The following is a 14,057-nucleotide window of genomic DNA, read 5'->3' on the forward strand; positions in this document are numbered from 1 at the left end:
GCTAGAAATGGCGCAATTGCGCCATGTCCGCGCCGTTGCGATTGGCGAGATGCTATCGGCATCCCGTCAACCCCGCAGAAATGCGCGATGCACCCGTGCGTGAGGTGTGTATCAAAATTGCTGGCTCGATGCGGAGCATCGCAGCCCTGGAACCTTGCCCAATGGGCGCCCCAATCAACGCTCGCCAGCATGACCGGCTTCGACCATGCGGCGCTCCGACCGGCAACTGCGACATGGGCGGTAGGACGATGGTTCATCGCGCCGAGCCAGTAGAGTGCCGTACGAAGATCGTCGGCAGCACATCCACAAAGCCATCCTCACCATGCAAATGAGCGGTGAGCGCGGAACGAGCAGCAGCGCCATCGCCCGGCGGCTTCATCGCGGCGATCCCGCCAGAGAAGAGGCGCGACGCGCGCCAGTCGGTCGGCATGGGGACAAACATATTGCGGGCATCAGCCTCGCGCCTTTCGGTGACACGAGCGACATAGGTGATGGTCTCGGCGGGCAGGGCACGGGCATATTTGCGGTAGGCGTCGACGCGCCCCGGCCCGGCATTATAGGCCGCCAGAGCAAGGCGTAGATCCCCATAGCGGTCGATCATTTCGCGCAGATAAGCAGCCCCTGCCAATATGTTGGCCCTGGGCTCATAGGGAGAGCTACCCAGATGGTGGCGTCTGCTCAGATAAGACCAGGTTGCAGGCATGATCTGCATCAGTCCCATGGCGCCAGCACGCGATGCGGCGCGCAGATCGCCTGCACTCTCTGCCGCCATGACGCTGCGGATCAGGTCCTCGGGAAGCGCGAAGCGATACGCGGCTTCGGCGATGATCAGGCCATGCTCTTGGGCGCGTGACGGCGCTGCGATGGCACAGCCTAGGAGGCCGGCCAGCAGAAAACAGGGCAGGCGACGGCGCATGATTGCGGATCTGGCAGTCATGGCTGCGCCTCCCTAGGGCGCGGCAGACTGCGCGACCAGAGCAAGGCATGGTCAGCGGGATTGCGATCGGAGCGCATGAGGTTTGCCCGGAGTGGACGAGAGAAAGACGGGCAATCGAGCAGAAGGGCGATAAAGGGGCCGGCCTTGTCGCTGGTGCGCGTCCAGCCGCAGCCAACGTCGATGCGCGCGTCGCCGCGTGCAAGGACGACATGCCAGTCCGGCGCTGTCGCGCTTGCCTTTCGCCCGGCGGGCAGGACTCGGATGTCGAGATCGAGGCTCAATGTCTGGAGCCGGCCGGCATAGCCGCCGATCACCTTGCGGAATTTACCGATATGCATCGATTATTCTCCTTGTCGGTCTGGGCTGTCGCATCGCGGCGCCACCGCCAGGGCGCATCGGGCGCGGCGCGCGTGAGGATTGGCGTCGCGATCCCGATCACCGTCCGGCTGGAAAGCGGACCGAAATAGCGACTGTCGAAACTGTCGGCCGGCGCATTGAGGAGAAAGAGTTCGCCCCTCTCGAGCGTGCGGCACCCAACCCAGCCTGGAAGTGCACGGCCTTCCCGATCCCGCGCGTGGGCGATCGAGCGGGCGATCCCATTTATGCTGATAATGCCTTGGGCGTTGCAGACACGGGCACCGGCCGTCGCTGCGACCCGCTTTAGTAGCGGCACATTTTCGCCTAGATAGCGACGCCGCACCATGAAGGCGGCAAGCCGTGGCGGCGGCATGACGGCGACGAAGGCACCGCGCCGCGCCCGTGCGCCGACATGGACGAGATAGAGCCCGACGGGCGCACTCGCGCTGCTGTTCCAGAGCAGGCGTGGCGCGGGTCCGCTGACTGCAATCATGGCAAAGGCGATGGCAAAGCCCGGCGCTGCGAGCAGCGTTGCGAGACGATAGAAAGCCCGGCTCATCGTCCGAGCGCCTTGCGTTTGCGCCACGCCACATGGCGCTCGGCAGTGTAGGCGCGTGGCTGCTCGCCCGCTGCAATCCGGTCGGCGACATGGCTCCAATGTTCGGGCACGACAGCGCAGGGATCGATGCCGGCCGCTTCGATGGCATCGATTGTCTCGAGCACCAGCTGGACCTTGGGCCCGCCCTCGATGCTGAGCCAGATTTGCGCGCCCGGGCGGACGAATGGCAGCGTCGAACAGGCCTCGCCCGGTATCACCGTGCACATGATGTCGATGCGCGATCGGATCGTGCCATAGTCGCTCGCCGACCACCGAACCAATGCGACAGGACTGTTGGGAGGGAAGCGCAATATGCGTGTGCAGCGCGAGTGGATCGTCTCGTCCACTGCGTTGCCGAAGCGGATCCAATGTTCGATGCGCTTTTCGATCCAGACAAGTTCGATGTCGGTGTGAAGCTTCTTGTCCGCCACGGCTGTGCCGGGGCCAGCGCGGTCCCGTGCTGGCGTCATCTTGCGTCTCGCTCACGGCATGGGGATGCGATCACCAGGCGCGCGGCGCACCGCGTTAGAAGGAATCTGGAAGATTCCTTCCTATTAGCATGGTTAGAGGGGGCGGGATTCCGGAAGCGATGCCAGCGGCTTATCGCTGGTCTCGGTTCCCGATAGGACGAGGATCGGGTTCCTGATAGGACGAGCCCACCGGTTCCCGATAGGACGAGGCGAAGTCGGCTCATCGCTGCTGGCTCGCACGGGTTCGGCGCAGGGCGCGCTCAAAGCCGCTGAGCGCGATCGGTGCGAAACTCAGCCGCTCGCGTCCACTGTCCCGGTCAATGAGGAGGTGATAGCCGGGCAGCGGCTGACGGCGGACAATGTCCCGCAGTTCGAAGGCAAAACGTTTGTAGGGTGACAGTACGCCAGACTTTGCGTGCAGATGGGAAAGGTCGAAACTCCAGCCACCAACTTGTCGGCCGCCATGCTTGCGCACGATTCGATAGAGCCAGCGCTCGAGACCTCCTGTAAGGCGAAAATAGGCGGGATCGATGGTCAGGATGAGCGCACGATCCAGCACAGCTGCATAGAACCAGTCTGGCAGGATCAGCTCGATGCCGAGGGGGCGGCCCTTGCCGTCGAGCCGCTCCTGCCATTCATTTATCCAGGAAAAGCGGTGCCGGCGGCGCTCATGCTGTTGTCGGATCGAGGTCGCGACACTGGTCGCCTGCAGCCGATCGAGCGCCGCCTTCAATCGGTCATAATTGTCGCGGCTGGTCCCGCGTCCGATATAGGTGAGTATCTCGAAGGGCGTGGTCGCCATGAGCCGGGAGGTCGGCCGGCCGGCGTCGCGGGCCTCCACCAGCTGGCTCGCTGCCCAGATCAGGATGTCGGCATCCCAGATCGTCGCCATGCCATGCTGATGCACGGCCTCGACCGATATCCAGGTCTGGCCCATTTCAAAGGCAATCGGCACGGTCCGAGGCGACTTGGCGAGGCTGAAGAAGGGCCATGCCATCAGATCCTGGGCATCGCGGGGCGGGATATTGCCGGGAATGGAACGGAACAGCTCGAGCTGCGCGCGGTCCGGCTCGTCCCGGACGGTGAGAGCGCTATGATGTGCCATCGGTTCAGCGCCGTACCGGGCCATCGAACCGGCGGGCGGGCAGGCAGACACCTGAACCCGGATCGGAGGTCGAGCGCCGCAAGCCGAGCGCTGCCCAGCTGTCGAGCGCGTCGATCGTATAGACGACGCGCCCACCAAGTTTGTGAAAAGCCGGGCCGGTGCCATAGCAGCGGTGCTTTTCGAGCGTACGCGGGCTGAGGCCGAGATGCAGGGCGGCGTCGGGTGTCCTGAGATATTGCGGCGAGGACAGGGCGCGATTGGCGCTCATGATCATTCTCCATCGAAGGTGGGCCGGGGATCGAAGATCAGCGGACCGTCCGGCGGAGGATGGCGAAGCGCGTCCGGCATGGTGGAGCGGCTATCTGGATCGCCGGGTTTTTGTCGCACCGCGTAGCGCTCAGGGGCGTAGGAGCCTGCGATAGCCGCCCTCCATCAATGCCCGGGCCTCATCGATGAGGCGCTGGGTGCGGCGGCGCTGGGACGAGGATTTCCATTCGCTGCCCTGCCCCACCTGCATGTGGGCATAGACATGGCTGCGCGCGATTTCGTGTGTCGTCAGCCGGGCTTCGTCCCGCGCGCCGGCAGCATCGAGTATGTCGAGCAGCATGGATAGGCGCTGGCGCTGAAATGACGTGGGGCAAATGCCGGGCGGCAATCGGTCGGCGCGGCCGCCCGCCGTGCGCCGCTCGAAGCGGCGCACCATGGCCTGACGAAGCGCGATCGCGTCGTCTCTGATGACCATATAGGCAAGTGATCTGTCGGCCGGCCCGGGGCGCAGCCACAGGCGGTGCAGACCGCCGCCGTCTGCCAGGACGATGTGACGCCCGTTTTCGAGCAGTTGATCGACCAGAATGTCAGGCCGCCCCTCGAAATCGGAGAGAGCAGGAGCCGCGCCCTCAAACGGCGCGGTGTCCAGGATGAGGACCGCCGGCGCCGCCTGCGGATGCCAGAGCGCGGGCTGCGCTGCGGCAAACATGTCGGGGGCACAGGGGAAAGCTCAGGCCCCAGCGCCGGGCCATCACCTCCCGCGCCGATGGCGCTTGTCCAGCTGGCAGGATGGCAAGCGCATGATATTCGGCGCGGTAGCGTGGGTTGCGGCGGAGAAATTCCTGCGCAAAGCCAGGCAGATCGAGCTGCTGGCGCCCTGCCGCTTCATTGCCACCCACGCCTGTTTGCTCTGCCATGGCGGGAAGTTGGCGTGGCGGCAAAAGCTCAGCCATTCCATCATCAGGGGGTCGCTATCCCCGCAAATGGGGACGGTTCGCCCCCTTGGGGGAGCGAACCTTTCCATAGTCAGTCCGCGCCACGGCGGGGCTGGCGGTTCCAGACCAGATCATGTTCGCCATTCTCGCCCTCGAAAAGTTGCGCGAAGATCGGAGCAGTGAAGCTGGGATCATCGAGTTTGATGGAGAGAAAGGGGCGATCTTCGTTGCGGGTCTTGACCCAGCCGGCACCGACTTCGGCTTCGCCGGCATAGATGCGGTGGGTGGGCGCATGTTCGCTGGTCGTGACCTGTTCGACGATGCGGACCGACTTGGCCAGCAGTGTGAGAGTGATGATCTGGCCCCGATATTCGCCCGAGACCTTCTTGAAGCTGCCGATCTTCGACATGATCCAGTCCTTTTCTGTTGCTCGAGCCGCGCCATTGCGGCCTCGATGCGCATGAGGGGCAGCAACAGGAAGGCGCCGCAGCTGTCAGGCCCGCAGCGCAAGCGAAGGACGGGGCCACAGCCGTTTCTTGGCTCGCGAGGAGCGACGCGAAGCGCCGCGGGGAAGAAACTGCGAGCGGCGCCATTGCGGCAAGCCTTCCAGCCGCAGGCGATGTTGGTGCAGATGCGCAGGGAAAGAGGCCCATGGCGCGGCACGAACGGGCAACGGACATGTTTGACGATCGGCAATGTGGGATGGGTCGGGGATCGGCGCGCACGGCTGAAGCCATGACTGACAAGCGCTCATCCTCGATCAGGCGGACATCAATCCTTGCGCCCAGCTGTCGCCGATGCCGGCAACGAGGATCTCGGCAGACCGGATCGGCAGCTCTGTCCCGTCCCCAAATCATTCTGCAGGCTTGCGCTGCCTGCTGGATTGCGCTCACCGCTGGCAGGGCAAGGATGATAGCGCAACAAGCAGGCGACCGGTATGGAGACGTGCAGCGATCGCGACCATGCGCAGCAAAATGGTCAGGGGCCACCCCTTATCCAATGAGGGAAGGTGCTCTCTCCCACCGCAGCGCACATCTGCCCGACGACCAGAGCGTGGCGGCAGGGCGCCGCGAACCACAATCCATTGCCGGGCTGTCAGTCGGCACGCCCCGGTCCACCAATGGCGGACCGGGACGCATCGATCAGGCCGGTGCATTCCAGATGATGACCTTGCGCATCGGGTCATTCCCCGGCGCATTGGCGATGTTGCCGTAGATGGTCCCGAATTCCGGGGCCGAGAGAACGACCGAGACATATTCGGCACCGGTCGACTGGGCGAATTTCCTCCAGCCAGCACCGAGCTCGAAACCATTGCTGCGGCTGATGATCCGGTAATCGGGCTCCGCCTCCTTCGATTTGCGGGCGTTGGGCACAACGGTGATGGGGGCACTGATGGTCAGGGTGGCGAGCGTGCCTTCAAGGCTATCGCCCTTGACGATGAGGTTCGCGACGATGGTAGCCATGATGTGATCTCCTTGTCTGCTCGGGACCATTCCCGATGTCCAAGCCCAGGGGGCAGCTGATTACCGACGTCACGGATGGCTATGGCATCCGGGAACCTCCTCGCGGGGTTGACGGCATGAGGTAATCACGCTGCTCCAAGGCCAGGATGAGGGAGAATGGGGCTGGGCAGACAGATGGCGTCAGGTCTGCCTTCACCATGCTCCGAGCCAAGATCCACAGCCTGTGGCACTCTCACAGCAGTCCTGAGAACCCGCGAGTGGACCTGGTTCGACTGTTGGGACAGGAGGGCGGCATGCTGGCACCAATGCAGGGATGATGCGTTTCTGGGCTATCTGATGTTGAGAGATGAGGATATGCCTGCAACCTCCAAGGCGCAGCAAAAGGCGGCCGGTGCCGCTCTTGCCGCCAAGCGCGGCGATCAACCCAAATCGAAGTTGCGCGGCGCTTCAAAGCAAATGGAAGAGTCGATGACCGAGAAGCAGCTCGAGGAATTTGCGAGCATAGCTCGCAAGAAGCTGCCCGCCAAGAAAGGCTGACATTGGCCGGTAACGACAACCAGGCGCTGATCATTGCCTGCCCGATGTGCGCGGTGCTCAATCGCGTGCCATCGTCAAAATTGGGTGTCGGCGGGAAATGCGGCAAATGCGGTGGCGATCTCTTCGCGGCGGCGCCGGTCGCACTAAGCACCAGTAATTTCGATGCGCACGCCTTGCGATCCGATATCCCGTTGCTGGTGGATTTCTGGGCAGACTGGTGCGGACCTTGCCGGCAGATGGCGCCAGCCTTTGCTGCGGCCGCTCCGCAACTGGAGCCCTGGTTGCGGCTCGGCAAACTCGATACGCAGGCCGACCAGGCAATTGCGGCGCGCTATGCTATCCGGACGATCCCGACAATGCTGATTTTGAAAAAGGGCAAGGAGATTGCCCGAGAATCAGGCGCAATGCCGGTACAGGCAATTGTCCAATGGGCACGGCAAGCTTTGCGTCCGGGCTGACGGCGCGATCCACTTGTGCCTCGGTTATCATAAAGACCGTGCGGGCGAAGATATTGATGGCGGGTAAAGTCGACAAAACTGCGGCTCGGTCAGAGCCTGGACGCAAAGCCGGCAGCGCCCGATTTCTTCCGTGTAGATGTCTGCTACCGAGGGCCTGTCCTGCGCCCCGTCAATAGGCCCCCGCCAGACATGCTGGCAGGGGCCATGAGGCCCAGGCCATGGAGAGATGTCGCTACGGCGTCTCTTCATTGTCCGAAAAGATATGCACGGCGTGCGAAGGCGGCATCACGTCAGTCCTTGTCGAGCGCCTTGGCACTCGAGAGATGCTTTTCGACCACAGGCGCTATTTCCCCAGCTGCCTGCTTGAGCGAGGCGATCGTGCCGTCCGCAGCATATTTGCGCATCAGCTCAAGAGCGTCTTCATGGGCATCGACTTGGCCATCAATATATTCCTTGTCGAACTCAGTGCCCTTGAGTGCCTTCAACTCCGCGAGATCCTCCGACTGATCTTTGGTCAGCGTGGCATTGGGCGTTATCGCGGGACTGGCCGTCTTGGCTGCGGCCTTGATCTTGGCGGTCGAATCCGAGTGGGCGGCGACCATCATCCTGGCAAATTCCTTCACCTCAGGAGATTGGGCATTTGTTGCCGCCAGCTTTGCGGCTTCGATCTCGAAGGCGTCGCTCTTGGCGGCCGCGTCCGCAAATTCCTGGCCCGTCGGCGTCGTCATGAGAGCCTGCTGGGCATTGTCGATTGCGTTGCCGGTGGAATTGACGGCCCCTGAAACGGCGGCGCCGGTATCGTTCAATGCGTTGTCGGCCTTTTCTTCCACTTTCGGGCTGCAAGCACCAAGCGCGAGGGCCGCTATCGGTGCGACGCTCATCCACAGATGATTTTTCATGACATCCTCCTCTTTGGATGTCGCTCGAACGTCCGATAGCCGACCGCCGTTCCGCTGACGGGGGCGATTCAAAGCATGTTTTGAAAATCCCGGAAAATCGATCTGCTCACTGCGAGGCGCAGCAGAGATCACGCCATGTTCAATGGCGCGACAAAATAAAAGCCCGCCCGGTTTGCGCCGGGCGGGCAGTAGCAGGCTAAAAGCCTCGGGTCGCTCATGAGCAGATACAAGCTTGCAAGCGAGTCGCCTTGTAAGAATCCGACAAGTCTTGGATACTTTCCGTTAGGGAATGCTTGTCTTTCATGCGTCAGCCCGCCTTGCCGGAAAACGGCGCTCCCAGCGATGCGCCAGGAACTTGCCGGTCCCAAGATCAATTGATGCGCTCAATAGTGGCAAGGCTGAGGCTTCCCAACCATGAAGATTTTCACCATCGGCTATGAGGGGGTGACCCAGGAGCAACTGATCGACGCGCTGAGAGCGGCTGGCGTTGAAGTCCTGGCAGATGTACGGGCCCTACCCCTGTCGCGCCGCCCGGGATTTTCGAAGAATATCCTAGCGGCCGGTCTGCGAGAGGCTGGCATCGACTATGTTGGTTTCAAGGCACTTGGGACCCCTGCGGCAGGTCGCGAAGCGGCGCGCAAGAGGCAGCACGCGCGGCTGGCGGAAATCTATTCAGGTCAGCTCGAACTGCCCGAGGCAATTGTCCAGGCAGCGCAACTGGTCGAACTGGCAAAGGGGCGTCCTACCGCCTTGCTTTGCTTCGAGCGCGATCCGGCAGGCTGCCATCGGACCTTGCTGCTCGATGCCGTCCTACCACAGGCTGATCGTGTCGACCTCTATCCGGGCTGATGGCCGGATCTGCTGTGAGAACCCCGCCGGCGCGATGTGGCGTAAGCTACGGCGGCCCGGTGCGGCGCCGAATTTTCGAGATTATCCTATTCGATTTCGGGAACCCCAGCGGACGGGCGACCTTATAGCGGCATGCGCACCGCATCATCCCTGTCCCTGACATTTGATTGCTGGAGCCTTGGGCTTGAGGCTTGGTCCGTCATTGGCATGCGGCTTCCCCGCCTGATGTCCGGAAACGCTTTAGCCATGGCCGAAGCGCAGTTGATGGTCAGAGAGAAGATGGAGGCAGCAGCGCTGCTCCAGTGGAAGTTCATGACCGGTAGCCTTGGCGCCTCGGCCCCTGCGATAATGAGCGCATCAGTTACCCATTATCGCAAGGCGGTTCGCAAGAATCGGCGGCGATTGGCGCGGCCGGCCAGAAAATGAGAGTGCGGCGGTATTTTTTGCAATCAGTATGAAGTGCGCTCGACCACCGCTGGCATGTTTGGCAAAACGCTCCCTCCCCCAGCGAAAGAGGATGCCATGACTGGAAATGAACTGATCGAAGCCGTTGCTGTCCAGCAGGGCGTCACCAAATCGGACGTGAAGAAGATTATCGACGCAGCCTTGGCCATTATTGCGGACGAAGCAGCCGAGGGCGAAGATGTCTCGATTGCAGGCTTCGGCAAGTTCAAGGTGAAGCAGAGCGCGGCCCGAGAGGGCAAGAATCCCCGGACGGGCGAACCGATGACGATCCCGGCATCGCGCAAGGTCGGTTTCCAACCGGCCAAGGCGCTCAAGGACAAGGTCAATAGCTGATAGCAGGCGCCCCGGCATTATGAAGCGGCGCGACAGTTTTCGTCCGTAATCAACGACCGCGGTGCGCCCTGTATCGGCACGTACTGATAGGACTTCCGGCGAAAGGCTGGCAATGCTGGTTCCAGCGCGCGCTGGATGATGTTGGACCTCGCAACGGGCGGGGCAAGGACAGTTCCGGCTGGAGCGGGATAAGGTCTTGCCCCGCCAGCCTTGAGGCGGGTCGCTTCGCTCTGAAAGGCAGGCGGGGCATCCAGCAGATTGGCGCAGTCCTTGCCGCCCCGTTGGATAGATTTGACTGTTAACAGCGAAATCTGAATGAAATCTGCAATGGCCTGAGGCCATCGAGTCAACCTCAGCCGGCCACCCACTGCAGGCAGGCTGAGGTCAACCGAGAGGGTCGAAAAACCCTGCACCGGTTGATGCAGGGCCAGTCGGGTCGCGCAAGCCGCGGAGACTTGCAGGGGGATAACTGCTTGGTCGATCATTGTTTCCACGAAATAATGACGCAATCGAAATTTATCCGCGATGTGCTTTGCCACCATAGCTGGCCCGAGTCGGGAAAGGCGAAATATGCGGGATCAGGTCGGGAACAGAATGGCTTGAGGGAAGGCCGCCGCGCGCGGCGGCCGCGATTTTTTTCTGGGCGCGTCAAGCCATGGGCAGCGTTTTTGCTGCCCATGGCCATTTGATCAGGCTGTGCTGGCCGTCGATCTTGGACGAGCGGCAGGCGACTCGACCTTGCAGGCGCCGTGACGCGCCGTGCTGATCCCGCCCAAACCACCGGCAGGGCGGGAATTAGGGGGGGCGGCAGGGTGCGAGCGGAAAGGCGCGCTCGAGCGGGCGTCGGCACCGTCAGGGCGCAATGGCAATGGAGCAGCTGCGCAGCAGGTTGCCACCGGTCGCGACGCGCCTAGCAGGGAGCGCCGGCCACTCCCGATTTTGAGAGGAAGCGGCCAGACCTACGCCGCCGCGCAGGCGCGGCGTCCGCAGCCCCCTTTCCTTGCCACCGGGATCGTGACCGCGAGGCATGAGATCATGAGGGTCTGGCTCGAGATCGGGAAAGCGAAATGAAGCTTGGCCGGCGATGGCCAAGCCGCCATCGATCGCCTGTCACATCATTGTCACAAAGCATCTTGAAACCGGCGGTCATTCGGGCAGAGTTGCGCCACGGACCAGGAGAGTCCTCCCGCTTCGGGAACAGAGGTTGCAGCCAAAGGCAGACAGAAACGCTCGCGGCGCGGCGTGAGGGACGTCGCCAACGGCCCGAGCCAGGAAAAGGGCGCCTTCATGACGTAACGGGTTGGGCCCGTCGGCATGGGCGCAGATCCCAAGTCATGAATCAGGAACAGATAGAGTCGCTCAGCAAGACCATTCTTCGTGCCCTGTCCGCAGACGCCCTTCATGAGGCGATGGACAGGATCGCCATAGCGCTAGGGTTTGACCGCTTTGCCCTCAGCGTCGACGTCGGCCTTGGCGGACATTCGGGCACATCAATGCTTGTGCACAGCTACCCGGCCAGCTGGGCGGATATCTGTATCGGCTTCAACCTCGCCCAGACCGATCCGGTCCGAAGAGCCGGCGAAAGCAGTTTGTCGGGCTTTCGATGGCGCGAAATCGAACATCTCATACCGATTACGCCGATCGAGCGGGTCACCTTCGAGACCGGGCGCAAACATGGCATGGTCGACGGCTTCACCGTCCCGCGTCACCTGCCCGGTACGGTCACAGGCAGTTGCACCTTCGTCACCGCCACAGAACGCCCGCTCCCTGAGAGGATGCTCATCATCGCTGACATATTGGGCGCCATTGCCATCGCCCAGGCGAGCCGGTTGTCGGGGTGGCGGCGCCCCATCAAGAAACCGCGCCTCACCGACCGGCAACGCGACTGCGTGCTCTGGGCGGCGCGGGGCAAGACCAACTGGGAGATCGGTCGGATATTGGGCATCAGCAAGGAGACGGTGATCCAGCATCTTAAGGAAGCGCGCGACCGCTATGATACGAGCAACCGCGCCTCGCTCATCCTTTATGCCCTGTTCGACGGGCTGATCAGCTTTTCCGACATATTCCGCTGGCGCGAGCGGGTCTGATCGACCGCACCGCCGCGCGATGCGCGCGGCGGTGCCATCCCCCTTTCTGGGTATAGGCGGGGTCGGGCTGCGATGATGTCATGCGTGCATGTTCAATCATGACAGGAACAGCACATGGCTTCCCCGATCATCCGGGACCCGCATATCGACGAGGATATGGTGCTCCGCGCCATGTTCGAAGCGCGCAAGCGGGTCTTCATCGACCTGCTCAAATGGGATCTTCCGGTGCTGGCCGACCGCTATGAGGTTGACCATTTCGACACGCCAGACGCGCAATATCTGGTGCTGACCGATACGGAATTGCATCATCGCGCCTCAACACGGCTGCTGTAGACAAACCGGCCCCATATCCTCGCGGACATCTTCCCGCATCTGTGCGCTGGTCCGGTCCCGACCGGCGACCATGTCCGGGAGATCACCCGTTTCTGCCTTGATCGCGACCTCAGGGCCGCTGAGCGGCTTGACGCGCGCAACCAGCTCGTGATCGCGCTTGTCGATCATGCCCTGGCCAATGGCATCGGCTCCTACACCGGCGTCGCCGAGCGCTCGTGGTTCGCGCAGGTCGCGACATTCGGCTGGCGATGCGAAGCGCTGGGCCAGCCGGTTCGGCATAGAGATCAGTTCCTCATCGCCCTGCACATCCATATCGATGCAAGCACGCCGTCCATGCTTGAACGGGCGGGGATCCATGCCTCGCTTCAATATCAGCTGAGCGCCCCACGCCATGGGAGGCGCGCATGATGCGCCTACAGGCTTGGGACATCAGCATGCGGGAGACGCTGCTGCGAGACGGCTACTGCGTCATCGAGGATGCGCTGCCGCCAGACGTCATCCATGCGCTCAATGCAGATCTTGAACCCAGTTTCGCCGCCACCCCGCTCTGCCAGGGACGCTTCTATGGCGAGAGGACCAGGCGCTTTGGCGGCCTGCTCAAGCGCTCGCGCGACGCGCAGGCGCTCGTCCTCAACCCGGTCATCATGGACCTGGTCGAGGCCGTGCTGAAGCCCGCCTGCGACCGGATCCAGCTCAATGTCATGCAGGCGATCGAGATACTGCCCGGCCCAGCCCAGCAATTGCCGCATCGCGATCATAGCATGTGGCAGGGTGCCAAGGGGGCGCATGAATATCTTGTCAATGTGATCTGGCCGCTCGATGCCTTCTCCCGCGAAAATGTTGCGACACTTGTCTACCCCGGCAGCCATGGCGAAGCCGGCATGGCCAGGGCTGGACAGGAGGAACCCATCGTCGCCCAATGCCCGGCGGGCAGCGCGATCTGCTTTCTTGGCTCGACGGCCCATGGTGCAGGCGCCAATATCAGCCAGAGCGCCAGGCGTGCCATCGTGGTCGGATACTGCCTTGGTTGGCTCAAGCCCTATGAGAATCATTGGCTCGCCTATCCGCCTGCAGTGGCCAGACATTTCAGTCCCGAACTTGCGGCGCTGGTCGGCTATGCCCAGCATCGCCCCAATCTGGGCAATTATGAAGGTCAGTGCCCGTCGATCCTGCTCGGTGACAATCTGCCCGACCATGTCGGTGCGATCGATGCGCTGCGGCCCGATCAGGAGGCGCTGCTGGCCGCGTATTTGGAAAGCGCTGGAGAAAAGGCATGAGCCCGGCCCATGTGCTCGAGCCCACCTATGATGCGCTGCGCCGGCGGCTGATTGCCGGTGCCTGGCCGTCGGGCTTTCGCCTCGAGGCGACCAAGCTGGCGATGGAGCTGGGCGTCAGCATCACCCCTGTGCGCGACAGTCTCAGTCGCCTTTCGGGCGAGCGGCTGGTCCAGGCCACGGCAGGGATCGGCTTCCATGTGCCCCGTCTCGATGCCGCCGATATCAGCCAGTTGCTCGACTGGCACCAGATGCTGCTCGGCATCGCGGTGCAGCGGCTCGAAACCAACCAGGCCGCGCTGACCATTCCCCATGGCCATAATGGCATCGCGGATCATAGCGCGATCCTGTTCGGTTCGATCGGCATGGCGGCCGGCAATGGCGAACTGGACCGGGCGGTCGCCAATGCGGCGGCGCGGCTTGGCCCCTATCGCCGTATGGAAACCGAATTGCTGGCCGACGCCCCAGCCGAAATCGAGCGGATCGACCAATTTGCGCACGCCGGGAGATGGCAGGCGCTCAAGGCGCTCCTGGAGCATTATCATGAACGCCGGCGCGCGATCGCGTCGCAATTGGCCCAGGCGGTTCGCGACAGCTGATTGCGCGCAATCGACGGGGCCAAGGTCAAGGCCGGCACGATCATCCTCGCGTTTCCAATCCCGGCCCCGATCATCGCTGAAAAAGCGTTTG

The 14,057-nt window shown here is 62.7% G+C and carries 20 protein-coding genes and 1 pseudogene; 9 read left to right on the top strand and 12 right to left on the bottom strand.

From position 1 onward, the window contains the following. Positions 1-253: 253 nt before the first annotated feature. The 10 genes from U0025_RS21480 to U0025_RS21525 all read right to left on the bottom strand — a co-directional run bounded on the left by U0025_RS21480 (position 254) and on the right by U0025_RS21525 (position 6,132). Positions 254-937 (bottom strand): lytic transglycosylase domain-containing protein, encoded by a 684-nt coding sequence (locus U0025_RS21480; protein ID WP_004209616.1) that lies wholly within the window; start codon positions 935-937, stop codon positions 254-256. Next, on the bottom strand, positions 934-1,275 hold the full coding sequence (locus U0025_RS21485; RefSeq protein ID WP_004209617.1) for a DUF736 domain-containing protein: 342 nt from the start codon (positions 1,273-1,275) through the stop codon (positions 934-936). Before U0025_RS21485 ends, U0025_RS21480 begins: the two co-directional genes overlap by 4 nt. Beyond that, positions 1,248-1,853: a S26 family signal peptidase gene (locus tag U0025_RS21490; protein WP_004209618.1), complete on the bottom strand. Its 606-nt coding sequence runs from the start codon at positions 1,851-1,853 to the stop codon at positions 1,248-1,250. Before U0025_RS21490 ends, U0025_RS21485 begins: the two co-directional genes overlap by 28 nt. Further along, a complete protein-coding gene (locus U0025_RS21495; RefSeq protein WP_004209619.1) occupies positions 1,850-2,362 on the bottom strand; it encodes a DUF2840 domain-containing protein in 513 nt (170 codons plus the stop codon). Before U0025_RS21495 ends, U0025_RS21490 begins: the two co-directional genes overlap by 4 nt. Before the next feature lie 220 nt (positions 2,363-2,582). Then, complete coding sequence (locus U0025_RS21500; protein WP_004209620.1) at positions 2,583-3,467, bottom strand: replication initiator protein A; 885 nt, start codon at positions 3,465-3,467, stop codon at positions 2,583-2,585. A 4-nt stretch (positions 3,468-3,471) separates the two neighbouring features. Beyond that, positions 3,472-3,735, bottom strand: coding sequence for a helix-turn-helix transcriptional regulator (locus U0025_RS21505; protein ID WP_004209621.1), 264 nt, complete (start codon positions 3,733-3,735; stop codon positions 3,472-3,474). A 129-nt stretch (positions 3,736-3,864) separates the two neighbouring features. Further along, positions 3,865-4,443: a DUF2285 domain-containing protein gene (locus U0025_RS21510; protein ID WP_004209622.1), complete on the bottom strand. Its 579-nt coding sequence runs from the start codon at positions 4,441-4,443 to the stop codon at positions 3,865-3,867. Further along, on the bottom strand, positions 4,364-4,687 hold the full coding sequence (locus tag U0025_RS21515) for a transcriptional regulator domain-containing protein (protein ID WP_306452542.1): 324 nt from the start codon (positions 4,685-4,687) through the stop codon (positions 4,364-4,366). The genes U0025_RS21510 and U0025_RS21515 overlap by 80 nt, the downstream gene beginning before the upstream one ends. 73 nt (positions 4,688-4,760) lie before the next feature. Further along, entirely contained in the window at positions 4,761-5,078 is a 318-nt protein-coding gene (locus U0025_RS21520; protein WP_004209623.1) for a DUF736 domain-containing protein, read from the bottom strand. A gap of 733 nt (positions 5,079-5,811) precedes the next feature. Beyond that, positions 5,812-6,132, bottom strand: coding sequence for a DUF736 domain-containing protein (locus tag U0025_RS21525; protein WP_004209624.1), 321 nt, complete (start codon positions 6,130-6,132; stop codon positions 5,812-5,814). A 354-nt stretch (positions 6,133-6,486) separates the two neighbouring features. On the opposite strand from U0025_RS21525, the gene U0025_RS21530 reads away from it, so the two are divergent. Together U0025_RS21530 and trxC are read left to right on the top strand one after the other, a co-directional pair. After that, on the top strand, positions 6,487-6,669 hold the full coding sequence (locus U0025_RS21530) for a DUF3008 family protein (RefSeq protein WP_004209625.1): 183 nt from the start codon (positions 6,487-6,489) through the stop codon (positions 6,667-6,669). Between the two features lie 2 nt (positions 6,670-6,671). Continuing rightward, complete coding sequence (gene trxC / locus U0025_RS21535; protein ID WP_080604481.1) at positions 6,672-7,127, top strand: thioredoxin TrxC; 456 nt, start codon at positions 6,672-6,674, stop codon at positions 7,125-7,127. A gap of 290 nt (positions 7,128-7,417) precedes the next feature. Here the strand turns inward: trxC and U0025_RS21540 are convergent, their stop codons facing one another. Then, positions 7,418-8,026 (bottom strand): DUF4142 domain-containing protein, encoded by a 609-nt coding sequence (locus tag U0025_RS21540; RefSeq protein ID WP_004209626.1) that lies wholly within the window; start codon positions 8,024-8,026, stop codon positions 7,418-7,420. A gap of 414 nt (positions 8,027-8,440) precedes the next feature. Here U0025_RS21540 and U0025_RS21545 point away from each other — a divergent pair, with 414 nt between their 5' ends. From U0025_RS21545 to U0025_RS21555, 3 genes are all read left to right on the top strand, one after another. Beyond that, the gene (locus U0025_RS21545; RefSeq protein WP_004209627.1) at positions 8,441-8,875 is read left to right on the top strand and encodes a DUF488 domain-containing protein; all 435 of its coding nucleotides are present in this window, start codon (positions 8,441-8,443) and stop codon (positions 8,873-8,875) included. Positions 8,876-9,121: 246 nt separating this feature from the next. Further along, positions 9,122-9,301 (top strand): hypothetical protein, encoded by a 180-nt coding sequence (locus U0025_RS21550; protein WP_234415668.1) that lies wholly within the window; start codon positions 9,122-9,124, stop codon positions 9,299-9,301. Positions 9,302-9,334: 33 nt separating this feature from the next. Next, entirely contained in the window at positions 9,335-9,673 is a 339-nt protein-coding gene (locus tag U0025_RS21555) for an HU family DNA-binding protein (protein ID WP_409371846.1), read from the top strand. Between the two features lie 17 nt (positions 9,674-9,690). On the opposite strand, the gene U0025_RS21560 is transcribed toward U0025_RS21555, so the two are convergent. Next, the gene (locus U0025_RS21560; RefSeq protein ID WP_037490795.1) at positions 9,691-10,215 is read right to left on the bottom strand and encodes a hypothetical protein; all 525 of its coding nucleotides are present in this window, start codon (positions 10,213-10,215) and stop codon (positions 9,691-9,693) included. Between the two features lie 792 nt (positions 10,216-11,007). Between U0025_RS21560 and U0025_RS21565 the strand changes: the two genes are divergently transcribed. From U0025_RS21565 to U0025_RS21580, 4 genes and pseudogenes are all read left to right on the top strand, one after another. Continuing rightward, positions 11,008-11,760, top strand: a complete 753-nt coding sequence (locus U0025_RS21565) for a helix-turn-helix transcriptional regulator (RefSeq protein WP_004209629.1) — start codon at positions 11,008-11,010, stop codon at positions 11,758-11,760. 171 nt (positions 11,761-11,931) lie between these two features. Then, positions 11,932-12,501, top strand: a pseudogene (locus U0025_RS21570) (acyl-homoserine-lactone synthase). Next, a complete protein-coding gene (locus tag U0025_RS21575) occupies positions 12,498-13,370 on the top strand; it encodes a phytanoyl-CoA dioxygenase family protein (protein ID WP_004209632.1) in 873 nt (290 codons plus the stop codon). The pseudogene U0025_RS21570 and the gene U0025_RS21575 overlap by 4 nt, the downstream one beginning before the upstream one ends. After that, the gene (locus U0025_RS21580) at positions 13,367-13,966 is read left to right on the top strand and encodes a GntR family transcriptional regulator (RefSeq protein ID WP_004209633.1); all 600 of its coding nucleotides are present in this window, start codon (positions 13,367-13,369) and stop codon (positions 13,964-13,966) included. Before U0025_RS21575 ends, U0025_RS21580 begins: the two co-directional genes overlap by 4 nt. Positions 13,967-14,057 lie beyond the last annotated feature (91 nt).

Origin of the sequence: Sphingobium yanoikuyae (genome assembly GCF_034424525.1) — a bacterium.
Taxonomy (GTDB): domain Bacteria; phylum Pseudomonadota; class Alphaproteobacteria; order Sphingomonadales; family Sphingomonadaceae; genus Sphingobium; species Sphingobium yanoikuyae.